The organism is Rhizobium sp. P1_B8 (genome assembly GCF_056406515.1).
On sequence record NZ_JBFTZZ010000007.1, the window covers coordinates 16,139 to 37,146 of the forward strand.

Below are 21,008 nucleotides of genomic sequence, written 5' to 3' on the forward strand. Positions count from 1 at the left end.
AAACTACAAACCACGGAGTGAATAACATGAGACTTGTGATTGTAGGCGCCGGGTTCGCCGGCATGTACGCCGCACTTTCCGCAGCCCGCCTGCGCGATATCGAAGGCGTTTCGCCCGAAGAGCTCGAAATCGCGCTGGTGTCCCCGGAACCGACGCTCGTCATCCGCCCCCGGCTTTATGAGCCGAAACCCGAGAGCCTGACGGCACCTTTGCAGGATGTATTTGATGCCGTCGATGTCGCCTACGTGCAGGGCAGCGTTGAAGCGGTCGACACGAAGGCCGGCACCGTAGACGTCGTCAATGCCAAGGGCGAACGAAAGTCCCTTCAGTATCATCGCCTTGTGCTCGCCACCGGCAGCCGGCTGTTCCGTCCGAATATTCCCGGCCTCGCCGACTACGCTTTCAGCGTCGATAACATCGATGACGCCATTGCCCTTGATCGCCACCTGCACGAGCTTGCGAAGATGCCGGCCTCGGCCGCGCGTGACACAATCGTTGTTGCCGGCGCTGGTTTCACAGGTATCGAGGCGGCGACCGAGATGCCTTCGCGGCTGCGGACCCTGTTTGACAAGGCGGCCAATCCGCGTGTCATCATCGTCGACCGCAGCGGCGCGGTAGCCCCTGACATGGGCGAAGGTCCGCGCCCGATCATCGAGGAAGCACTTCGCAAGCTCGGCGTGGAAACGCGGCTCAATGCCGGCGTTTCATCACTGGATAAATCCGGAGTTACGCTGAGTACCGGTGAGCATATCGAAACCATGACCGTGATCTGGGCGGGAGGCATACGGGCCAATCCGCTGACCACCAAAATTCCCGGCGAGCGTGACAAGTTCGACCGGTTGCTGGTCGATGGCTGCCTGCGCGTGCCGTCCGTACCCGGCGTCTTCGCCACCGGGGATGCGGCGCGCGCCGCTTGCGACGACTGCGGCAACTACGCACTGATGTCGTGCCAGCACGCCACACGCATGGGCGCCTTCGCGGGCAACAACGCCGCCGCTGAACTGTTGGGCGTGCCAGCACGGCGATATCATCAGGAAGCCTATGTCACCTGCCTCGACCTCGGCGATGCCGGAGCCCTCTTTACGCGAGGATGGGATCGCAAGGTGGAGATGGTCGGCGAGAAAGCGAAGGCGACCAAGCAGGAGATCAACACCGTCTGGATCTATCCGCCGAAGCCCGAGCGCGCCGCTGCGCTGGCCTCAGCTGATCCGGAGCATGTGACCAAACTGTGATCGGATCCCTCGATGAGGCTGCGCTCTAAATAAGAGCGCAGCTTGCCATATTCCGGCTTGTTCCCGGCGCAACTCATTTTTCATCGATCATTTCTTCCCGAGCGCTTTCGGCTCGTAAGCAATCTTTGAAGGCGTGCGATACCATCGGGCTGGTGCGGCGCGATGCTTGCCATAAAAGGCACGAGACTCATGCCGATAAAGAAGAGGATCTGGACGATCAGGCGACGTGTCGGACGGTTTCCGCCCTGTGTGCCACACGACGATCCCGGCAAATTCCCAGAGTGTTGATCAGGACGACCGGCAGGAATTGTCTTCACCGGACATAGCTGGGTTCACCGATCATGGTTTGTGTCAATGAACTGCCGGGCACGACATCGTGTGCCCGGCCAGATCGCCTATTTCTTGATCGGGAAGGTCAGTTCCTGCTCAGTGGTATCGACCACGAAGACAGCAAGCAGCTTTGCCGGCTTAGTCTTGCTGGCGTTTTCGCTGACACCGTGGCGATCGCCCGGAAATTCCGAAAAGCTTTCACCGGCGCTATAGACAGTGACGGGGCCATCGTTGACCTGACTGCGGATCGCGCCTTCGAGAACGGTCGCGTATATGAAGGCGGACACCGGATGTGTATGGCCCTCCGAGAAACCACCCGGAGCATATTCGACGAGAACGCCCTTCATGCTCTTGCCGGGTACGTTCGGCAGTTTGTGGTCATAGACCAGCGTAACCTTTGCGCCCTCTCCGCCACCGGGCGCATCATGCGCAAGAGCCGAACCTGACAGGAGAGCCGTCAATGCGACGGCAAAAGCCAATGACTTGATCATGTTTATCGTCCTTTCATGACTTGGAGTCGATCGCGGTTTCTATATAACATATTGTTTTTATACATCTTTTTGATGTTTTACATGGCCATCAAAATGCAATGCTGCGGGCGCATGGGCCGCTTGTCAGGCGGCCAATGTGCAACTCGTTATTTTCTGGGCGTTGTCGCAAACCAATCATCGAAACCGATGCGGCCGATGCGAGGATGATTGTCGGAGACGAGTGAACCGTCTTCCAGTTTGGTGCCGAAATAGCGGGCATCCGGATCTGCGACAACGGTGCGGGAATCTCCGATCGCCTTGAGGTAGCGCGCGGCGAAATCGCAGAGACGCGCGCGCTCGGGGCCGCAGATTTCGATAATGCCGTTAGCCGGCGCGGCAAGCGCCGCGTCCGTCACGAAATCGGCGACGTCGTCGGACGCGATCGGCTGCAGGGAACCTGTCGACAAGCGGGCCGTGTCGCCAACCGTGCCCTCCTGGGCGATGCCGCCGAGAAATTCCATGAACTGTGTTGAACGCACGATGGTGTAGGGAATGCCGGCTTCCCGGATGATCTTTTCCTGGGCGACCTTGGCTCGAAGATAGCCGCTATCCGGCAACCGATCCGTGCCGACGATGGAAAGCGCGATGTGGTGTTTCACGCCGGCCGCGATTTCCGCTGCCATCAGGTTCTTGCCCGCCGTCTGAAAGAATTCAAGCACGGCCTTATCCTCGAAGGATGGCGAGTTCGCGAGGTCGATCACCACGTCGGTATTCTTCAGTGCTTCCGCCAAGCCCTCCCCGGTAAGGGTATTAACGCCGGTTTTCGGGGCAGCGGCAATGACCTCATGCCCTTTCTTGCGCAGGCGCTCTGCGGTCTTGGAACCGATCAGGCCGGTTCCGCCGATAATCACGATTTTCATAAGACGCTCCATTTGCTGCGCGCCCATGCGGTGCGCGTGGTTCAATAGGTGGATAGGTGAAGGCTGGTTGAAGCGCGGGCTTGAAGGCCGGGCTGGGCACGGCCTTCAAGGATGCACGCTTTGGTTCGGCCTTAATTCAACAAGCGGTCAGTAGTCCCAAAAGACCGGGACCCAACGAAAGGCGTCGCCGTCGACCGCAACATGGCCAACGGAAGGAAACGGCATATGCGTTGCCACCAACAGTTCGCCGGTCGCTGCAAGCTCCCGCAAAAGCCGGACCCGAACGCGGGCAGCCTCCTCGGGGTCATGTTCGAAGCCGTTGTACCAGTCGGGGTGGTCGAACCCGACCGCGAACACGGCGTCGCCGGCAAACATCAGACGGTCGTTGCCTGAGGCCACGCGGACCACGCTGTGCCCAGGGGTGTGCCCGCCGGTACGAGAGACGACCACGCCGGGCGCCACTTCATGCTCATCCTCGAACAGCCTGAGATGGCTGCGATACTCTTTGGCGAACCGCTTGGCGGCCGCCCGAAGCGCGTCGGGGAAGCCCGCCGGCATCGAGACGTGGGAGAAATCGGGCGACTCCCAAAATTTGACCTCGGCAGCGGCCACATGGATCCGCAGGTCCGGATTCAACTGTTCCTTCACCCCGTCGACGAGCAGCCCGCCAACGTGGTCCATGTGCATGTGTGTCAGCACCACGTCGGTCACGGATCCAAGATCGATGCCGGCGGCCTCCAGTCGCTTCATCAACTGCCCGGCCCGCGGCAAGTTCAAGTCCGGGTCCAATCCTAACCCGGCGTCGATGAGTATGGTCTGCCCGCCGCTGCGCACCACGACCACGTTCAGTGCCCAGTCGAAGGCGTCCGGCGGCAGGAACATGTCGCCCAGCCAGGCGGCCCGGGCGGCCGGCTCGGCGTTGTGTCCCAACATCGCGGTTGGAAGCGGTAGCACCCCATCGCTGATCACCAGCACGTCAATCTCGCCGATCCGTACCGCATAGCGCGACGGAACCAGCTCTTCGGGCGCCGGTCTGCTGGGATGTGAGCTGTTGTCCAGTTTCATGCCTGACTTCTGAGTGTCATTGATCATCTGGTTCATCTTTGAAAACTCCTGTGTTCTATCCTGGTGCTAATCCTGGGTGGCTTACGCTTCCTGGACGGGAAGCGCGGTCAATGCGGGTGAAGTCTTTAGCGGTCGGCGACACACTCACTGCTGGCGTGTCCTCTAATGATCTAGCGAAACCGATCTGCGGCTGCGCCAGAACGATTGCTGCCGCTGCAGAGCAATTGCTGTTGACGCATGTGCATGCGGCAGTCGCCCGGGGTTTCGCCGGTTTGTTGGATGCAGCCGCGAGAGAAACGTCCGGCAATGATCCTCAAAGACATCCTGGCCTTCGGGATCGTCGTTTACGTGGTTCTCGACTGCTTCGACCTTAGGGTCGGCATCCAATATCGAGTTGGAACACCATCGCCCCATCTGAGATAGCAACGAGACGTCACTCGTCTGGCAAGCTGGTGCTGCGGCCTTTCCAATAGGCTTCGCCATCAACATCTCGGGGCCGTTGATTGAAGCTCGGCGCGCTTTCCCAAGTAGGCGGAGGGGTCAAAACGATGAAGTCGGGCGCTATGGATTTCCTCACCAAGCCGGTGTCAGACCAGACGCTGCTCGATGCAGTGGGGCCGGTATCGCGTTGGATGGCCCCGGCGCACGGAAGCTATCGTCGTCTGGCGCAATCTTGAATGTTTAGGGATGCTGACGCATCGCGAGCGCGAGATCCGACGCGAAGTGGTGACGCGCGGACGCCTCAACAAACAGATCGCTTTCGACCTCGGCATCAGCGAAGTCACGGTCAAGCTCAGATGGTTTCGAGGGATTTTGCCTCGCGGGCGATGAAATCGCAGACCAGTTTTACGCGCAATGGCACGGTGCGACCAAAGGCGTGCAGCGCATTAAAGGGAGCGCTAGGGAACGCAAACCCCGCCGCGAGTGTAACAAGCGTGCCGTCTGCCAGGTCTTTCGCGACCAGACATCGCAGAAGATAGGCCGCTCCCAGCCCACTCAGCGCAGCCTGAATCAGTGCGGCCCCTGAGTCGCAATCGACGCGCCCGAAGGGAATGAAGCTCGTCCCGTCCGGCAGGCGCAGAGGCTGCGTGACACCACCCAGTGCATAGCGGGCAAAGGGCAGAGCCGCCAGCGCTTCGGCAGTTGCAGGATTGCCCCAGGTCTTCAGAAAGGTCGGAGACCCGACAATCGTCATCGGCAGGTCGGCCAGGTGACGAACCATGAGGTCCCCCGGCGCGGGATTTCCAACGCGCAGCACAACGTCGTAGTCCTCCCTGATCAGATCGACGAACCGATCCGTAAGCCCGACTTCGAGATGCAGGTTCGGATAGTCGGCTGCAAAGCTTCGGAAGAGGCGCGGCAGCAGTAGAGGCGCCATTTCGCTAGGCATGCTGATGCGCAAGCGACCCGAGGGCGCAACGTCGGACCTGATCGCCTCTTCACTTGCATCCAGGTCTCGCAACAGCGGCGCAACGCGGTCGAAGAAAAGTTGCCCGTCCTGGGTAAGCATCAGGGCGCGCGTGGAGCGCAGGAACAGCCGGGCGCCAATCTTCTTTTCCAGCCGCGCCACGCTCTTCGACACCGCTGACGGTGTCGTCGCCAGATCGCGGGCCGCGGCGCTGAACGATCCGGCCTCTACCGTGCGCACAAAAGCCATCAACCCGGGCATCTCGTTGAGCAGATTCGGCATTTGCACCTCCGCGGCACAGATCATGTGCCCGCCCATGATCTAATGACGAACAGTGGCAGCGTTTATCTCATTTCTCGTTGAAAGGAGATAAACAATGCAACACCTCAAAGACAAGGTCGCCGTCATCACCGGCGGCAATAGCGGCATCGGCAAAGCGACCGCTCGGCTGTTCGCGGAAGAAGGAGCGCAGGTCATCATTTCCGGGCGCCGGCAGGATGCTGTCGACCGCGCCGTGCAAGAAATCGGTCCGTCGGCCATCGGCTTCGTGGGTGATGCCGCCGACCTGGAAGATCATCGCAGGCTGGCGGACACCGTGAAGAGCCGCTTCGGCGGGCTCGACATCTACATGGCCAATGCCGGGATCATCAACCTCACCCCCTCCGCCGAGGTGACTCCGGCAGACTATGACCGGCACTTCGCAATCAATACGCGCGGCGTGTTCTTCGGCGTGCAGACGATCGCCCCTCTGATCCGCGACGGCGGAAATATCATCGTTACGAGCTCGCTCGCGGCCACGAAGGTCCTCCCGGACCATACTGTCTATGCCGGTTCAAAGGCAGCAACCGCCGCCTTTGCGAAAAACTGGGCGATCGAATTCAAGTCGCGGCGGATCCGCGTCAACATCCTGAGCCCGGGACCGGTCGAGACGGAAATCCTCGCCAAGCTGGGCGTATCGGAGGCCGAGCGGCCGGCATTCGAAGATTACATGGCTTCCCTGATCCCTGCCGGCCGTCTCGGCCGACCGGAAGAGTTGGCGCGCGCCGCACTCTTCCTCGCCTCCGACGCAGGAAGCTTTGTCAACGGGATCGAGCTTCATGTCGATGGCGGCATGACCCTGGCTTAAACGGCCTGCCCTTTGCCAGCCCAACGGGCTCTACAACCTGTCGAAGCTGTCGGTGGACTATGATCTGGGATATATCGACCTGGAGCAGAGGACTTTGCAAACCACCGACAACCCGTTCGGCACGAGGTTGTCACCCATGTCTGAGGAACAATCTGTTACCTATGTCTTCGGTATGGGCAATTGAGAAACTGGAGCGGGCGAAGGGATTCGAACCCTCGACCCCAACCTTGGCAAGGTTGTCATTTGACATTCCGTTCGATTCCCGTAGTGTCCATAAGATGCTTAACGCACTGCATTTCCTAGCAGGGAGATGTACTGAGTATCCGGTGTGTTCCTTCATGGTGGCGATATGGTGGCGACATGGCACGAGCAAAGTTGACGAAGCGGTACATTGATGCCGTGCTTCCTGAAGCAAAGGCGTTTATTGTTTACGACACCGAACTAACGGGGTTTGGATTGCGTGTTGCACCCAGCGGGGCAAAGACTTGGCAGGTAGAGTACCGGCCCTACCCTGGCGGGCGTGACGTTGCAAAGCGCCGAATGGCCCTCGGGACGGCAGCTTCTTTGACACCGGACGAAGCACGTCGAAAGGCAAGGGACATTCTCAGCTCCGCCGCCAACGGCAGCGATCCTGCCCGCGAGCGGGGCGCAAAACGTCGCGAGATGAAGCTTGCCGCACTGATAGATTTCTACGAATCTGAGGGGTGTTACGTCCAGCGTGGTATTCGGCAGGGACAGGCGATGAAACCTCTAACTAAAGCTTTCACACTTGCGCGACTTAGAAATCACGTGGTCGCTTTGCTTGGAACGAAACGCGTCACGGAAGTTACGCCGGGTGATGTCGAACGCATGGTCCGCGACATCACGATTGGGAAGACTGCCAAGGACGAAAAGGTGGCACATCGTCGCCGAATCATCGTCCGTGGTGGCGAAGGAGCCGCGAGAAAAGTGGCTCGCGATCTTTCAGCGGTGTTCAATTTCGCAGTCCGGCAGCAGATCGTTGCAGCTAACCCCTGTGAGATAGCCGCCATTCGCAAAGTCGACAATCGGCGTTCTCGCTATTTGTCTATTGAGGAGGTCAGGCGGCTCGGGCAGGCGCTGGAAACACTGCAGGCTCAGGGCGCAAATCCGAAAGCTCTGAACATCACCCGCCTTTGGGCCCTGACCGGCTGCCGTCGGGATGAGATAGCCGCACTTAGGTGGCGCGAAATTGATTTTGAGCATGCCTGCCTAAAGCTGGAAGATACCAAGACAGGTGCTAGCATTCGGCCGCTTGCATCTCCCGCTCTGGCCCTACTTGCATCTATTCGACCTCAAGCCGGGTCAGATTTTGTATTCCCCGCAACGACCGGAAAAGGGCATTACCAAGGCACGAAAAGAGTTTGGCCCAAAGTTATCAAGTTGGCCGAACTACCCGGTGTAACTCCTCACACTTTACGGCACACCCTTGGCTCTGCTGCTGTTTCGACAGGTGAAACGTTAGCCATGACGGGGGCAATCTTGGGACATAACAACCACCGCTCGACCACGATCTATGCACACATCCAACGCGATCCCGCAGCCCAGGCTGCTGATCGAGCAGTCGGTCCCATAGCTGCCGCGCTGTCGGGTAAGGAGGCGGCAACGGTCACGAGGCTGCACGAGCTAAAGCCGTGAGTTATTGCAATGGCTAAGGATCCAAGTGCCGCCACTGCCAATGGTTAAGCGCGGCCGCGAACGCCGCTCCTGAGGTACAATGACTTTCGGTAAAAGTTGTGCGTGACTGGCCCAAGTCATCCCGCGATATCGCCAGACATACGTGCCGAGCATGAACAGGAGACGATCCGCATTGTACTTCCATTGCTTTCGAAATCTCAAGGTCATGCCTCGTGCAGATTCCGGGTCACAGCGCGTGCCCCAAGCCAGCTCTAAGCAAAATCCTCGACACCGAAACCGAGAAACCGCAATCCCTTTATCGTCCTACTATTGAAGGGCGGGCGATTTGGTGTGAGCCACCCGGCCAATTCCATAACGCAGGACTCGCCGAATCGTTGAAGACGAAAGCGCTCATCATGGATGCAGTCATAAGCCCTTTGAACAACATCACCGCCACCTCGGATAAGGTGATCGATCGTGCGCTTTATATCCTTGATTGCATTGCGCCTTTTGAAGTCAGCTCGCAGACCCTCCAGCCCCCCATTCGTAAAACGCAATAATTCCAAAAAGGCATGGCAACCAGTTAGCACATCAAAGAGATCATCGTACTCCAATGCAACAAGCTTCTCCGGATCTCCAAACGACGTCCTTATTTTTTCTATGTTTCTTATCTCAGCGTCGGCTTTGAACATGTCTCCCAAGACGATATCGTCGGCCGCCTTCCAAAGCTCCGCATATTTTCGGATGCGATTGTCAAGCTCTTCGCCTTGGAGAACAGGATTTTGCTTCCAAGCCTCGCCTGCTCCATGTGCAAGCCGGACCCAACCAAGAAAGCGGCCCATTTCAATCTGAGGATCCGCGCCATTGAATTCCTGCCTCCCGAACGAGTGTGCCTGTGCAACGGCCATTACACGACGATGAGCGGGCACTAATATTTCATCGTATTTTCTTCTGAATTTCTGGAGGAATGCACGCTGCTTGTTTACGGCATCACTGCCAACCACAATGCTCGATGGAGCACATCTCGGCACAAAATTTTCTAGAAACTTGTTGAATTCGTCTTCAGACTGCGGCCGACCGGGGGCACGGAACGCCCGCTCGTAATCTTTAAGGATTGTGTCGGTCAGAACGTCAGCGTAGCCCCAAAGCTCGTCAAAAATCCCGGGTAAGGCGTCGAATGCGGTATCTCGACCACGTTCGAGAATCACCGAAACTTCCCGGTTTGATTTCAGGCCCGCGTTCGTGAGATTTGCGGAGCCAACCATTGCAATGTCATCGACGACGTAAAATTTGGCGTGGAAACGCTGATCTGTGAAATAACGGACGGTTACCTTCGGGTCGAGGTGAGCTTTTCTGAGTGCCTCCGGCATTGTCACACTGCACAGGCGGACAATCATCCGCACATCGCATCCACGTGATGTCAATGCCCCTACTGGATCGTAAGTACTATAGAATGGACTGGCCAACAGTGCAGACTTCGCCTTAGCGGCTGTAAGCTCGAAGAAATCAATCGAGAAGCCAGTTGCACCCGTATTTCCATAGATATCCCTTAGCACCATAACTCGTCCTCAAACCTCCGGGTATCATTGTAGTTATTGCTTATAAGAATATTATGTCAATATAGGCAGTAATAGTGGCGAATATATTTGATTTTTGATTGCATAAATCTTTCAATTTTAGTCTCGGGCGGGTTTAAGTTCATATAGGCGCCAATATAAAGATTGATTAATTGATTCTCCGCGCTGCAGATCCCTTGTCAGGCCCGATGAAGCCATGGTAGCCAATCACCGGCAACATGGGCATGTGCGACGCCGTTGCTGGCCGACAAAAGCCTCGGCACAGCTTTCGCCGTACGAGTTGGGTGACTTTGCGGCTTAGTTTGAAGCGCCAACATCGAGGCCTCTATCGTTAAAGCAAGCGTATCGAATTTTTCTTCCGCGCGGCTATGAGTAAACCCAAGGGGATGGTGCCGCGCCTAGATGCGTCAAACGCCCCGGTTGGGCAAAACAAGATCGGTTGACTTTTTGTCGACTCGTCGACAAAATAAGCGCATGAGCAATTCAAAAATACCGGCCGCCCGTCGTATCATCGGATTGAGCCTTTCGCCGGAACTTGCTGGCGAGGTAAAGGCGGAGGCGGCACGTCGCGGGATATCGCTGCGTAAGTTGTTCGAAGAGCTTTGGCAGGTCTATCAATCGCCCACCGATAAGTCGAAACCTCAACAATGAACCTGTCCGAACGCATTCTGGCCGGGGTCGCGCGCGAGCTAATCGGCGCGACCGGCGCGCTCACGGTCGATGAACAGCGGGTCGAGTATGACGCGCCAACAGCGGGCGAAGTGGACGCGATTCGCAAAGCAATATTGATCGGCGAAGACCCGTTGGGGGATGCATTCTGCCAAATCCGAACTCGCGAGATTCGGCGCGCCAACGGGGCTACTTACACCCCCTCGCCAATTATCAAAGCCATGATTAATTGGGCGGCGGCGGAACCTGTCGCCCCCGTCCGCATAGTCGATCCTGGAGCGGGATCGGGCCGCTTTCTTGTAGCTGCAGCGGCGCGATTCCCCGAAGCACGGCTGATTGCTGTGGAAATCGACCCCCTCGCGTGCTTACTGCTGCGCGCTAACGCGGCCGTGAACGGCTTTTCTGATCGCCTTGTCGTTCATCTCAAGGACTATCGAAGATTGCGGCTTGCTAGGGTCAAGGGGCCCACTCTTTTCATTGGTAACCCCCCTTATGTGCGTCATCACGGTATATCAGAAGAGTGGAAGCACTGGTTTGCTGCCAACGCGCGAGAGCAAGGATTTAAGGCCAGCAAGCTTGCCGGTCTGCATATCCACTTCTTCCTTAAAACCCGTGAGCTTGCCGCCGACGGTGACTTCGGGTCGTTCATCACCGCGGCTGAGTGGCTGGATGTCAACTACGGTTCTGTCTTACGCGACATGTTGGCGGACGGCCTAGGAGGCGCCGCCCTGCAAATAATAGATCCCAAAGCCAAGCCATTCGCCGACGCCATGGTAAGTGGCGCCATCACATCTTTCCGTGTGGGCAATCGTCCTCAAAGCCTGATGGTTCACATGGCCCGAGACTTGAATGCACTTGAACCTCTGACCGAAGGTATCCGCCTTGATTGGAATCTCCTCGACAAGGCGCCCCGCTGGTCCAGTTTCATTCGCCAAGAAAACGCCCCCCAGCCGGGGATGATCGAACTCGGCGAGCTGTTCCGCGTTCATCGGGGGCAGGTCACGGGTAGCAATGATACTTGGATTGAAAACGCCGCTATGAAGGGTGTCGCTTCGCGCTTTCTCAAAGCCACGGTCACGCGGGCACGGGATCTAATTACCGCCGGAGAGACGCTGTCACCCACCGCCCCACTACGCCGGGTTCTTGACCTGCCGACCGATCTCGATGAGCTTACATCGGTCGAATTAAAATCTGTTGAGCGCTTTTTAGCTTGGGCCAAAGCCCGGGATGCGCATGCGGGTTTTGTTGCAAAACATCGCCGTGCCTGGTGGGCAGTGCAACTGCGGGATCCGGCTCCAATACTTTCGACCTATATGGCGCGTAGTGCTCCTACCTTCGTTTACAACCTAGCTGGTGCCCGGCATATCAACATCGCGCACGGGCTCTATCCGCGCGGGGAGTTAAGCAGCAAAGATATCAAGGTGATCCTTGCCTACCTCCGAAACGCCGTCACAATCGACGGTGGCCGAACTTATGCGGGGGGATTAGTTAAATTTGAGCCGAAAGAGCTTGAGCGGCTGCGGATTCCGTCCTTAGATCGGCTTTATGAACTTACCGATTCGCTGGACCAACACACAACTCACCAATGACGCGGCAACCGCGCGCAACCTCTTTCGCGAGGAGCGCGTGGGCGAACCGCTAGATCTCTACAACCAGTTCTTTCACACCTTTGAAGGGTTATTCCGGGACACGATCGAGCGTCTGCCAGATCTCGCTCAGAATCCGATCGATGCCGACTTGGTGGCTGATCTAGTGCGCGGCCGAAATCAGCAAAAGACGTTTCGGTATCTGGCTGCTCCGCCAATCTCTGAAGACGACCTGAAAGCCGTGGCGGACACATCTATCGCGCCGGGCACCCTAGCGGCTGATCCGGAAAAAGCGCTGCGAGTTCGCGATACCATACTCAGTATACTCGATCCTCACCGGTTTCCGTGGGCTGTGGCGCCAACACGACAGCCAACCGACGAAGAAATGGAACGCGCCGTCCTCGCATCGGCGGCTCTCGCTGCGGCTCGCGAGGTTGAGACCCACCGCCGAAATACGTCGAAGGCCGCTCAGGAAGGCGCCGTCAAAGACCTCCTGAGAGGTATTGGGATGACGGAAGTGCCCGCCAGAGACATTCCAATTCTCACTTCGGCGCCCGCCCCTGGGCAGTTTTGCGGCGAAAGTCGTTTAGCCGGAACGCGCGCGGATGTCGTGGCGCGCCTTCAGGATGGTCGCGTCCTCGCTATTGAATGCAAGGTCTCAAATTCCAGCGTCAATTCCTACAAGCGGGTAGTGCACGATACGGGCGGGAAGGCTGCGCATTGGTATCAGCAGCTTGGTAAGGCTCAGGTGATTCCCTGCGCCGTGCTAAGCGGGGTATTTAATCCGAGCAATCTGGTCGCGGTCCAGAACGACGGCGGAGTCTGTCTCTTCTGGCAACATCGCCTAGTTGACCTGACTGATTACATCCAAGGCTAACTCCCTAAGAGGGCCGCCCCGCGCACGCACAGGCGAGGGCGCCTTAGTCGAGCAGGAAGCCGCGCGGGCGGACGTCTTAGGAAGGTATCCGACATGGCATTGCTATGCGCGTCGCCACTCACAAGGTGATTACCTCTACCGGGCAGCATCTCAGAGTCGGTGACATAGAAACAATCTGTCTTCAGGCACCGCAGGACGAAACAGATGCTCGATCTTGAGTGCAACAAGAACGTGTTTCAGCTCTGGAGAGAGTGCGGCGAAACGCTTCCATTCAAGGTAGCCCGATGGACTTGGGGGCCCACTAGCCACTTTGTTGTCGAAAAGATCGAGGTTGGAAAATGGCCCTATGGCAAGGCATGGGGGCGATTTGTTCGCGACGGCATAGTTGGAGCGGAGCAGAAGATGGCAAATGCCGGCTCCTACCAGTGGAAAATCTTCGAGTGACCGCATGCCGGGCTCTTGGCTTGCCATCACCCGCCGCCAGCCGATAAAAGCCCGACAGCCGCCAATCACTGTACACCAGTAAAACTGTACAGCAGAGATCACAGCGCCGCCGTCGGCGCGTCTGTCGTCAAGCAACGGGTCAAGCCAATTACCATTGCTGGCGGCGTTAAATGCCAAGGAAATGGAAAAATCGCGGTGGCGAATGTCGGAAGGATAACCGGCGCGGGGTGGGGGGATGCCTCCCCAAATCCAACCATACCCCTCCCGTGGTGGAATCAGGGGCTAGTAATGCTACCCACCAGCCAATGCTCAGGGCCAGGCGTTATCGTGCAATGGAATATTCGGGCGGCCCGTCCATGCCATGAAGCAGGACAGTCCGCATGACATTGCAATGAGGTTCGTAGAAATCCATCATACGTTTCAACTCAAGAAAACACGACCGTAACTGCCTTGGTTCGGCTGTACTACGGTGCTCGGGCTAAATCGCCGTCGATCCAGTGGTTCTACCTTTCAGAGGAAAAATCTCTTCCTGAAACATCTCGATAATGGCGTTCTGCGGTTGGTTTCTTCTTTCCGATCAATGACATGCAGGAGTTTTGTATGGTTAGCCACATGAATCACTGTCAGTCGTTCGCGATCCATCGAGGCGGATCGCTAAATTCTTCCCAATCAATAGCAATAAACCGCGTGCGAAATTTCTTGAAAGCGTCATAGAGGTCCTGAGCTCGAACGTTTCTGACACTTCCCGGGTCCGGCATATATTCAGCATTTTGAGTCATAGGTGCGAATATCCTGCCTAGTGTGGCAACTACCTCCGCAAGGTCGGTATCGCGGTATCTGCGGTAGGTACGCTTTACTCCACGAGCCGTCTTCTCAAGGAAGCCGTCAAAGGCAAGTTGATCGACATAAGCCAAACGAACTTCGCGCCGAAGTAGCTCAAGAGCATTCAGCCCCTGAGCAAGCTGGTCTAGATCGTCGAGTTTGGATGTTCTGCATCTCGCCATGGTACGAAACCGCAATTCCAGGTGCGCACATGGGCCAAGCCCGGTTTTCGATGGCCTATCGGAATAAATGGCAAGATTTCGCGGTACACCGGCCCGACTTGCATAGTATGTGTTACCGCTTTGATTGGTACGTCTGTCCCGGTGCCATTTGTGAAGCACGCAACTGGTCAGGAATTGTCCTGCGGCTGTAGCGCCGGCAATCGTTTTCGTGATGAAGTCTATCGCTATGTCGACGCGGTAAACCGAAAAGGTGGGTTGGTTGGTTTGTGAGCCAAGACAAAGGTGGCGCTGCCGCGCAAGGTATCTCAGCGCTGCGGGCGTTGGCTGAAGAATCACACATACCTGACCTTGACGTTCCCCTGGGCGCAGCTTACGGCGACGGTTGGGTCGTCGCAGGAAAACTCTTCCATCATTAAGCTGGCGAAGCTTGCTCCTGACATGGGGCAGGATGGCGGGAAAGAACACGCACTCTACCTGATCCACGTATGCGACCACATCAACAATGTGGTCGGCCGCGCAAAGTGCGTCTATTATGCCCATTGATGCACGGCGGCTCATTTGCAAGGCCCTCCGGTTTTAGGGTCCTTTTTACGAAGCTCGATAGATCCTGTTTCCCCATGAACGGACGTGGACAACCGGCGGTGTGTGCTGAGCCATGCCTCGACGTCAGCGGGATCGTAGACGACGGTTCGGCCAAGCTTGATGTATCGGGGACCTCCGCCCGTAAGACGAAGCTTAGCCAGGGTGGAAGGAGATAAGCCGATTATCCTGGCCGTATCATCCGTGCGCAGCATTTGGCGGTGTAAAGGGGTTTGCGGGATCATCTGCGTTCTCCAGTGTTCTTCCAGCATTGAAAATCGCTGGAAGGGCCATTGGCAAGACCCCTAATAGGATAAAATTCCTATTTTAAACATACAGGTGGTGTACACGTGATTCCCGAGGGAGATCAATCGGTTGGACAGCGAAATAAGCTTTGTTTACAGACCGCAACAATTCGCGAGCGAAGTTGATCAAATTCGGCTGGCGTGGCGACGTGGTGGCGACGCGATTGCGGCACAAATAGCTCCGCAAACACGAGGCCATTCTAACTGGCTGGTTTTCTTAGAGAAACTGGAGCGGGCGAAGGGATTCGAACCCTCGACCCCAACCTTGGCAAGGTTGTGCTCTACCCCTGAGCTACACCCGCTCAATCCGCATCGGTCCGGGGTAGTTGTTGGACCGTGGGCGCCGCCTCGCGGCGACCGGCGCTATATGGCCTAACGGGTTTTCAAATGCAACAGGGAAATGACGGTGAGGCGAAGAAAAATTCTGGTGTTCGCAGAGCTCGGGCGGAAAGGCCGCAAATGCGGGGCAAAGCGTCGGTCGCAAAGATTGCCAAACGATGTGGACGGACTTAATCAGGACGCCTCGCTTTTTTCCCTTCCCGTCCAATGGATTGCCCCATGTCCGAAAATGCCCCCAAGACCAGAGAAGAATTGTTTGCCTTTCTCGACGGGCTCGGCATCGCCCATAAGACGGTGGACCATGCGCCGGTCTTCACTGTGGCCGAATCGGTGGCCCTGCGCGACGAGATCCCCGGCGGCCACACCAAGAATCTCTTCGTCAAGGACAAGAAGGACAAGTATTTTCTGCTGACGGTGGAGGAAAATGCTGCCGTCGATCTCAAGCAGGTGCATAATGCCATCGGCGGGTCCGGCCGGGTCTCTTTCGGCAGACCGGAGAAGCTGATGGAGTATCTCGGCGTGCCTCCGGGTTCGGTCACGGCGTTCGGCGCGATCAACGATACTGCGGAGAATGTCACCTTCGTGCTCGATGCCGAGCTGATGCGCGAGGAGATCGTCAACTGCCATCCGCTATCCAATGATGCGACGACCTCAATTGCGAGCAGTGACCTCATCCGTTTCATGGAAGCGACGGGACATAAGCCACTTGTCTTGAAAGTGACGTCCTGACATACGATTTTAGCGCTAAAGCGCGTGGCGATCTTTTAGATTCGCTTGCCGCGCTTTAGTCTTTGGTTTTGCGCATGTCTTTATCGCAAAACCGCACCACAGTTTTGCGCGAGATGCTTTAGCAAAGACGCCGGAAGGATCGGCGCGGCGGGAGATACCTATGAGCGGCAGCGACAACCCCTATAGCGGTTCCTTCGGAAATCAGATGACGGCGACGACAAGCTTCGGCGGGGCACCGGAACCCGCGGCTGCGGCCGGCAGCTACATCACGGATACAACGACCGCGAATTTCGGCAAGGATGTGATCGAGGAATCGCGCAAGCAGCCGGTGCTGGTCGATTTCTGGGCACCCTGGTGCGGTCCGTGCAAACAGCTGACGCCGGTCTTGGAGAAAGTGGTCAACGAAGCCAAGGGCCGCGTCCGGCTGGTCAAGATGAACATCGACGATCATCCCTCGATCGCCGGCCAGCTCGGCATCCAGTCGATCCCTGCTGTCATCGCGTTCGTCAACGGCCGCCCCGCCGACGGCTTCATGGGCGCGGTGCCGGAAAGCCAGATCCTGCAGTTCATCGACCGGATCGCCGGTCCGGCCGGCGCCGACGAGGCGGCGGAAATCGAAGCCGTGCTTGCGGAAGCGGCGGAACTGTTTGCTGCCGGGAATATCAACGAGGCTGCTCAGCTCTATGGCGCCGTCATGCAGGCCGACCCCGAGAATGCCAAGGCGCTTGCCGGAATGGCCGAATGCATGATCGCCGCAAACCAGCATCAACGGGCGCGCGAAATCCTGACGGAATTGCCGGAAGAGCTGGCGAAAGACGCCGGCATCCAGGCCGTGCTGATGAAGCTCGAGCAGATCGAAGAGGCCCGCAAGCTCGGCGATCCCGTTGCGCTTGAGCGCGAGCTGGCTGCCAATCCCGATGACCACGAGTCGCGTCTGAAGCTCGCCAAGATTCGCAATGTCGAAGGCCGGCGCGACGAAGCGGCCGACCATCTGCTTCTGATCATGCGCAAGGACCGTGCCTTCGACGATGATGGCGCCCGCCGCCAATTGCTTCAATTCTTTGAAGTCTGGGGCTTCAAGGATCCGGCGACGGTTGCAGCGCGCCGCAAGCTTTCAGCCATGCTGTTCTCGTAAAGCGATCCAGCTTTCCTGGAAGCGCAGCACCGCTCTAGCCTTTTGTTTTCACGCAATTCCGGGAAAACCGCTTCGCACTTTTCCCGGAATTGCTCCCGGCTCCGCGCGTCCAACAGGACGCGCTAACCGCGCGCTATCGCATTCAATCCACGTATAATCCTGCTCGAACATCGATCCTGATTTTCAGGGTATGCGTTAAGTTTCGAGCATCTGCCCTTGCGTTTTCGGACGAGGGCACCACATTCTCGTCAGAACGGGCATGCCCGTTACAAGAATGCGGGACGGTTTCATGCAAGTCGGGAATGCCAGATACCTGAAGCCGGGCGATCTGCCTGATGCGATCGCTGTCTTCCCCCTGACCGGCGCCCTCCTGCTGCCGGCCGGGCAGCTTCCCCTCAACATTTTCGAGCCGCGCTATCTGGCGATGCTGGATGCAGCACTGACCGGAAACCGGCTGATCGGCATGGTGCAGCCGGCGCTTGGCGAACATGAGGACAAGGGCGGCGAGCCCAACCTTGCCGCTGTCGGCTGCCTCGGTCGGATCACCTCCTTCGCGGAGACCGGCGACGGGCGCTATATCGTATCGCTGACCGGCGTCTGCCGCTTCCGGCTGCTGGAGGAGAAAACGACCAGCGATCCCTTCCGCATCTTCCGTATCGCCCCGTTCATCGCCGACCTCTCGGCTGCGAACGAGGAGGAGGCGGTCGACCGGGCAGCACTTCTGACCGCCTTCAAGGCCTATCTCGATGCCAACAAGCTCGAGGCCGACTGGGAGAGCGTCGAGCGGGCGAGCAATCTGACGCTCGTCAATTCGCTGGCGATGATGTCGCCCTTCGGGCCGGCAGAAAAGCAAGCGCTGCTGGAGGCGCCGGACCTGAAGACGCGGGCCGAGACGCTGATCGCCATTACTGAAATCGTGCTGGCGCGCGTCTTCGGTGACTCCGACACGGTTCTGCAGTAGACTTCAGCCATGGATGAAAAACTCAGCCGCGTCGATCCAAAGCTGCTCGATCTCCTGGTCTGCCCGCTCTCCAAGGGCCGGCTTTCCTATGATCGCGAGCAGAATGAGCTTGTCTCGGAAAAGGCACGACTTGCCTATCCGATCCGCGACGGCATTCCGATCATGCTGGTGTCCGAGGCCCGCCGCCTCGACGACTAAAGCAATTCCAGGGAATTGCGTAAAAACAAAGATTAAATCGTCTCTCCGGCAAGCAGGCGCGGATTGTCCTTTGCCGTCGTTCCGGCCGCCTGGCCGATGAAGAAGGATTTGAGGCGCGGCAGCCGGTCGACGATGCCGAGGCCGACGTCGCGGGCGATGCGGACCGGCGTCGCATCGTTGGAGAAGAGCCGGTTCAGCACGTCGGTCGTCACCCCCATGCGGAAAGTGTCGAAGCGCCGCCAGGTCTGGTAGCGCTCGAGGATATTGATCGAGCCGATATCGAGGCCGAGGCGATCGGCGTCCACGATGGTTTCGGCAAGTGCCGCCACATCCTTGAAGCCGAGATTGAGGCCCTGACCGGAAATCGGGTGAATGCCGTGGGCGGCGTCGCCGGCCAGCGCGAAACGCGGCGCGACGAAGGAGCGCGCCAGCGTCAGGCCAAGCGGGAAGGCGCGCTTGTCGCCGATGACTTTCAGGCTCCCAAGCTTGTGGCCGAAGCGGCGTTCGAGCTCTTCCTCGAAGATCAGGTCGTCGGCGGCAACCAGCCGGTTGGCATCCGGCGTCCGCTCCGTCCAGACGAGCGAGGAGCGGTTGTTCTTGAGCGGCAGGATGGCGAAGGGGCCGGCCGGCAGGAAATGTTCCTCGGCGCATCCGTCATGCGGCCGCTCGTGTTCGACTGTTGCAACGATGCCGGACTGGCCGTAGTCCCAGGTGACGGTCCTGATGCCGGCCAGATCGCGCAGTTTCGAGCGCACGCCGTCGCAGGCAACCAGCAGCCGGGTTTCCAGCGCGCTGCCGTCCGAAAGCGTGACGGTGACATGGGTGTCGTGGGTCTTCAGCTCCGTGGCGCCGAGCCCGTGGCGGATGTCGATGCCGAGCCGTTCGCAGGCGCCGCGCAGTGCTGCGACCATGGCAACATTCGGGATCATGTGGGCGAAGGGCCGGCCTTCAGTCACTTCGCCGTCGAAGGTCAGAAAAACCGGACGCACCGGATCGGAGGTCTTGGAGTCGGTGACGATCATTTTGGTGATCGGCTGGGCTTCCGGTTCGATCTCGTTCCAGATGCCGAAGACCTCGAGCATCTTCGCCGCCGCCGCGATGATGGCGGAAGCGCGCGTATCGTTTTTCCAGACATGTTCGGGGGCGGCCTCGACGACGGCGACATTCAGATGGGGTGCCGCCTGTTTGACCGCGACAGCGGCGGAAAGGCCGACATAACCCCCGCCCACAACCAGCATGTCCAGCATCGCGCCGCTCCCGTACCTTATGCCTCAGATGTGATCTATATAGATCATCGCAACTTCACTTCCTACCGCTGGGAGACATAGAAATGACAGGCGAGACGACCGGGCCTTCGGCGATGGAGACGCTGCTTTCGACGCTCGACCTCGAGCCGATCGAGGTCGATATCTTCCGCGGCCGCAGTCCCAAGGTCGGCTGGCAGCGGGTCTTCGGCGGCCAGGTGATCGGCCAGGCGCTGATGGCGGCACAGCGCACCATCGAGGGCGAACGTTTCGTCCATTCGCTGCATGCTTATTTCATGCGTCCCGGCGATCCCTCGGTGCCGATCATCTATCAGGCGGAGCGCATTCGCGACGGATCGAGCTTCAATACGCGGCGTGTCGTCGCCATCCAGCACGGCAAGGCAATCTTCGCGCTGTCGGCCTCCTTCCAGGTGGAGGAGCCGGGCTTCGAGCACCAGACTGCGATGCCCGAGGTCGAGATGCCGGAGGCGCTGCTCGGCGAGCAGCAGATCAAGGAACAGTATCTCGCGCATGCGCCGGAGGCGATCCGAAAATACTGGCAACGTGAGCGGCCGATCGAGATCCGTCCCGTCTCGCTGACCCATTATTTTTCCGACAGGAAGCTCGATCCCAAACAGGACGTCTGGGTGCGCGCCACCGGCCCGGTTCCCGACGACCGGCTCTATCAGGCGGCTGTGCTTGCCTATCTTTCGGACATGACGCTGCTCGATACGTCGCTCTATGCGCACGGAACGTCCATCTTCGACCAGAGCCTGCAGGTGGCGAGCCTCGATCACTCCATGTGGTTCCACCGACCCTGCAAGCTCGACGACTGGCTGCTTTATACGCAGGACAGTCCGTCGGCTTCAGGTGCCAGAGGATTAACCCGGGGTAGCCTGTTTACGCGATCGGGTCGCCTAATCGCATCGGTCGCGCAGGAAGGCCTGATTCGGAAAAAGGCAAATGAATAAAAATTGTGCAACTTTATAAATTTGCGCGTTATTTGTGCGCTTATTGGCCGATCATTTGCCTGTTTATTGGCACTCTTTATTATAACCTTTACTTTTCAATAACTTACGATCTGCCTCGAATCTGGCACGCCCCTTGAATGTGTATCGCCGGTCGCTGTTCAGGAACGTCAGCGGCAAGGAGAGTCGGCTCCGCGCCGAGGATAA

General features: G+C 58.1%; 20 protein-coding genes, 1 tRNA gene and 1 pseudogene. 13 read left to right on the top strand and 9 right to left on the bottom strand.

Annotation, left to right across the window (positions count from 1 at the left end; all coding sequences use genetic code 11):
• Nucleotides 1-26: 26 nt before the first annotated feature.
• Complete coding sequence (locus AC1D2N_RS11475) at nt 27-1,232, top strand: NAD(P)/FAD-dependent oxidoreductase (RefSeq protein WP_130653256.1); 1,206 nt, start codon at nt 27-29, stop codon at nt 1,230-1,232.
• 395 nt (nt 1,233-1,627) lie between these two features.
• On the opposite strand, the gene AC1D2N_RS11480 is transcribed toward AC1D2N_RS11475, so the two are convergent.
• The 3 genes from AC1D2N_RS11480 to AC1D2N_RS11490 form a co-directional block, all read right to left on the bottom strand.
• The gene (locus tag AC1D2N_RS11480; protein WP_047620262.1) at nt 1,628-2,053 is read right to left on the bottom strand and encodes a cupin domain-containing protein; all 426 of its coding nucleotides are present in this window, start codon (nt 2,051-2,053) and stop codon (nt 1,628-1,630) included.
• A gap of 146 nt (nt 2,054-2,199) precedes the next feature.
• Entirely contained in the window at nt 2,200-2,952 is a 753-nt protein-coding gene (locus AC1D2N_RS11485; protein WP_018448281.1) for an SDR family oxidoreductase, read from the bottom strand.
• Nucleotides 2,953-3,099: 147 nt separating this feature from the next.
• Nucleotides 3,100-4,053 carry an MBL fold metallo-hydrolase gene (locus tag AC1D2N_RS11490; protein WP_165403105.1) on the bottom strand — a complete coding sequence of 318 codons (954 nt, stop codon included), beginning with the start codon at nt 4,051-4,053 and terminating at the stop codon, nt 3,100-3,102.
• A 503-nt stretch (nt 4,054-4,556) separates the two neighbouring features.
• Between AC1D2N_RS11490 and AC1D2N_RS11495 the strand changes: the two are divergent.
• Nucleotides 4,557-4,812 (top strand): annotated as a pseudogene (locus AC1D2N_RS11495) (response regulator transcription factor); the annotation flags it as partial.
• Here the strand turns inward: AC1D2N_RS11495 and AC1D2N_RS11500 are convergent.
• Nucleotides 4,811-5,743 carry a LysR family transcriptional regulator gene (locus tag AC1D2N_RS11500; protein ID WP_018244002.1) on the bottom strand — a complete coding sequence of 311 codons (933 nt, stop codon included), beginning with the start codon at nt 5,741-5,743 and terminating at the stop codon, nt 4,811-4,813. The pseudogene AC1D2N_RS11495 and the gene AC1D2N_RS11500 overlap by 2 nt on opposite strands.
• A 58-nt stretch (nt 5,744-5,801) precedes the next feature.
• On the opposite strand from AC1D2N_RS11500, the gene AC1D2N_RS11505 reads away from it, so the two are divergent.
• Complete coding sequence (locus AC1D2N_RS11505; protein ID WP_018244001.1) at nt 5,802-6,551, top strand: SDR family NAD(P)-dependent oxidoreductase; 750 nt, start codon at nt 5,802-5,804, stop codon at nt 6,549-6,551.
• Nucleotides 6,552-6,926: 375 nt separating this feature from the next.
• Nucleotides 6,927-8,207: a tyrosine-type recombinase/integrase gene (locus tag AC1D2N_RS11510; protein ID WP_477981288.1), complete on the top strand. Its 1,281-nt coding sequence runs from the start codon at nt 6,927-6,929 to the stop codon at nt 8,205-8,207.
• A gap of 251 nt (nt 8,208-8,458) precedes the next feature.
• Here AC1D2N_RS11510 and AC1D2N_RS11515 read toward each other — a convergent pair whose 3' ends face one another.
• Nucleotides 8,459-9,742: a phospholipase D family protein gene (locus AC1D2N_RS11515; protein ID WP_477981290.1), complete on the bottom strand. Its 1,284-nt coding sequence runs from the start codon at nt 9,740-9,742 to the stop codon at nt 8,459-8,461.
• Between the two features lie 495 nt (nt 9,743-10,237).
• Here AC1D2N_RS11515 and AC1D2N_RS11520 point away from each other — a divergent pair, with 495 nt between their 5' ends.
• The 4 genes from AC1D2N_RS11520 (at nt 10,238) to AC1D2N_RS11535 (ending at nt 13,339) form a co-directional block, all read left to right on the top strand.
• Nucleotides 10,238-10,414 carry a hypothetical protein gene (locus AC1D2N_RS11520; RefSeq protein ID WP_477981292.1) on the top strand — a complete coding sequence of 59 codons (177 nt, stop codon included), beginning with the start codon at nt 10,238-10,240 and terminating at the stop codon, nt 10,412-10,414.
• The gene (locus AC1D2N_RS11525) at nt 10,411-12,021 is read left to right on the top strand and encodes an Eco57I restriction-modification methylase domain-containing protein (RefSeq protein WP_477981294.1); all 1,611 of its coding nucleotides are present in this window, start codon (nt 10,411-10,413) and stop codon (nt 12,019-12,021) included. The genes AC1D2N_RS11520 and AC1D2N_RS11525 overlap by 4 nt, the downstream gene beginning before the upstream one ends.
• The gene (locus tag AC1D2N_RS11530; RefSeq protein WP_477981296.1) at nt 11,978-12,895 is read left to right on the top strand and encodes a XamI family restriction endonuclease; all 918 of its coding nucleotides are present in this window, start codon (nt 11,978-11,980) and stop codon (nt 12,893-12,895) included. Before AC1D2N_RS11525 ends, AC1D2N_RS11530 begins: the two co-directional genes overlap by 44 nt.
• Nucleotides 12,896-13,099: 204 nt before the next feature.
• Complete coding sequence (locus AC1D2N_RS11535) at nt 13,100-13,339, top strand: hypothetical protein (RefSeq protein WP_477981298.1); 240 nt, start codon at nt 13,100-13,102, stop codon at nt 13,337-13,339.
• A 623-nt stretch (nt 13,340-13,962) separates the two neighbouring features.
• Here AC1D2N_RS11535 and AC1D2N_RS11540 read toward each other — a convergent pair.
• From AC1D2N_RS11540 to AC1D2N_RS11550, 3 genes are all read right to left on the bottom strand, one after another.
• Nucleotides 13,963-14,901 (bottom strand): hypothetical protein, encoded by a 939-nt coding sequence (locus AC1D2N_RS11540; RefSeq protein WP_477981300.1) that lies wholly within the window; start codon nt 14,899-14,901, stop codon nt 13,963-13,965.
• Nucleotides 14,898-15,194 carry a helix-turn-helix transcriptional regulator gene (locus AC1D2N_RS11545; RefSeq protein WP_477981302.1) on the bottom strand — a complete coding sequence of 99 codons (297 nt, stop codon included), beginning with the start codon at nt 15,192-15,194 and terminating at the stop codon, nt 14,898-14,900. Before AC1D2N_RS11545 ends, AC1D2N_RS11540 begins: the two co-directional genes overlap by 4 nt.
• A 260-nt stretch (nt 15,195-15,454) precedes the next feature.
• Nucleotides 15,455-15,529: transfer RNA gene (locus AC1D2N_RS11550), tRNA-Gly, on the bottom strand.
• 256 nt (nt 15,530-15,785) lie between these two features.
• Between AC1D2N_RS11550 and AC1D2N_RS11555 the strand changes: the two genes are divergently transcribed.
• From AC1D2N_RS11555 to AC1D2N_RS11570, 4 genes are all read left to right on the top strand, one after another.
• Entirely contained in the window at nt 15,786-16,295 is a 510-nt protein-coding gene (locus AC1D2N_RS11555; protein WP_018244000.1) for a prolyl-tRNA synthetase associated domain-containing protein, read from the top strand.
• A gap of 160 nt (nt 16,296-16,455) precedes the next feature.
• A complete protein-coding gene (gene trxA / locus AC1D2N_RS11560; RefSeq protein ID WP_028733567.1) occupies nt 16,456-17,430 on the top strand; it encodes a thioredoxin in 975 nt (324 codons plus the stop codon).
• A 274-nt stretch (nt 17,431-17,704) separates the two neighbouring features.
• On the top strand, nt 17,705-18,391 hold the full coding sequence (locus tag AC1D2N_RS11565; RefSeq protein ID WP_018243998.1) for an LON peptidase substrate-binding domain-containing protein: 687 nt from the start codon (nt 17,705-17,707) through the stop codon (nt 18,389-18,391).
• Between the two features lie 9 nt (nt 18,392-18,400).
• A complete protein-coding gene (locus tag AC1D2N_RS11570) occupies nt 18,401-18,589 on the top strand; it encodes a Trm112 family protein (RefSeq protein WP_017966162.1) in 189 nt (62 codons plus the stop codon).
• A 32-nt stretch (nt 18,590-18,621) separates the two neighbouring features.
• Here the strand turns inward: AC1D2N_RS11570 and AC1D2N_RS11575 are convergent, their stop codons facing one another.
• On the bottom strand, nt 18,622-19,836 hold the full coding sequence (locus AC1D2N_RS11575) for a ubiquinone biosynthesis hydroxylase (RefSeq protein ID WP_018448274.1): 1,215 nt from the start codon (nt 19,834-19,836) through the stop codon (nt 18,622-18,624).
• An 83-nt stretch (nt 19,837-19,919) separates the two neighbouring features.
• On the opposite strand from AC1D2N_RS11575, the gene tesB reads away from it, so the two are divergent.
• Complete coding sequence (tesB, locus tag AC1D2N_RS11580) at nt 19,920-20,804, top strand: acyl-CoA thioesterase II (RefSeq protein WP_028733566.1); 885 nt, start codon at nt 19,920-19,922, stop codon at nt 20,802-20,804.
• The last annotated feature ends 204 nt before the right edge of the window (nt 20,805-21,008 follow it).

Bases quoted from the DNA above. Each gene is read 5' to 3' on its own strand.
- AC1D2N_RS11475 (WP_130653256.1), top strand. From the start codon at position 27: ATGAGACTTGTGATTGTAGGCGCCGGGTTCGCCGGCATGTACGCCGCA.
- AC1D2N_RS11480 (WP_047620262.1), bottom strand. From the start codon at position 2,053: ATGATCAAGTCATTGGCTTTTGCCGTCGCATTGACGGCTCTCCTGTCA.
- AC1D2N_RS11485 (WP_018448281.1), bottom strand. From the start codon at position 2,952: ATGAAAATCGTGATTATCGGCGGAACCGGCCTGATCGGTTCCAAGACC.
- AC1D2N_RS11490 (WP_165403105.1), bottom strand. From the start codon at position 4,053: ATGAACCAGATGATCAATGACACTCAGAAGTCAGGCATGAAACTGGAC.
- AC1D2N_RS11500 (WP_018244002.1), bottom strand. From the start codon at position 5,743: ATGGGCGGGCACATGATCTGTGCCGCGGAGGTGCAAATGCCGAATCTG.
- AC1D2N_RS11505 (WP_018244001.1), top strand. From the start codon at position 5,802: ATGCAACACCTCAAAGACAAGGTCGCCGTCATCACCGGCGGCAATAGC.
- AC1D2N_RS11520 (WP_477981292.1), top strand. From the start codon at position 10,238: ATGAGCAATTCAAAAATACCGGCCGCCCGTCGTATCATCGGATTGAGC.
- AC1D2N_RS11525 (WP_477981294.1), top strand. From the start codon at position 10,411: ATGAACCTGTCCGAACGCATTCTGGCCGGGGTCGCGCGCGAGCTAATC.
- AC1D2N_RS11530 (WP_477981296.1), top strand. From the start codon at position 11,978: ATGAACTTACCGATTCGCTGGACCAACACACAACTCACCAATGACGCG.
- AC1D2N_RS11535 (WP_477981298.1), top strand. From the start codon at position 13,100: ATGCTCGATCTTGAGTGCAACAAGAACGTGTTTCAGCTCTGGAGAGAG.
- AC1D2N_RS11540 (WP_477981300.1), bottom strand. From the start codon at position 14,901: ATGAGCCGCCGTGCATCAATGGGCATAATAGACGCACTTTGCGCGGCC.
- AC1D2N_RS11545 (WP_477981302.1), bottom strand. From the start codon at position 15,194: ATGCTGGAAGAACACTGGAGAACGCAGATGATCCCGCAAACCCCTTTA.
- AC1D2N_RS11555 (WP_018244000.1), top strand. From the start codon at position 15,786: ATGTCCGAAAATGCCCCCAAGACCAGAGAAGAATTGTTTGCCTTTCTC.
- trxA (WP_028733567.1), top strand. From the start codon at position 16,456: ATGAGCGGCAGCGACAACCCCTATAGCGGTTCCTTCGGAAATCAGATG.
- AC1D2N_RS11565 (WP_018243998.1), top strand. From the start codon at position 17,705: ATGCGGGACGGTTTCATGCAAGTCGGGAATGCCAGATACCTGAAGCCG.
- AC1D2N_RS11570 (WP_017966162.1), top strand. From the start codon at position 18,401: ATGGATGAAAAACTCAGCCGCGTCGATCCAAAGCTGCTCGATCTCCTG.
- AC1D2N_RS11575 (WP_018448274.1), bottom strand. From the start codon at position 19,836: ATGCTGGACATGCTGGTTGTGGGCGGGGGTTATGTCGGCCTTTCCGCC.
- tesB (WP_028733566.1), top strand. From the start codon at position 19,920: ATGACAGGCGAGACGACCGGGCCTTCGGCGATGGAGACGCTGCTTTCG.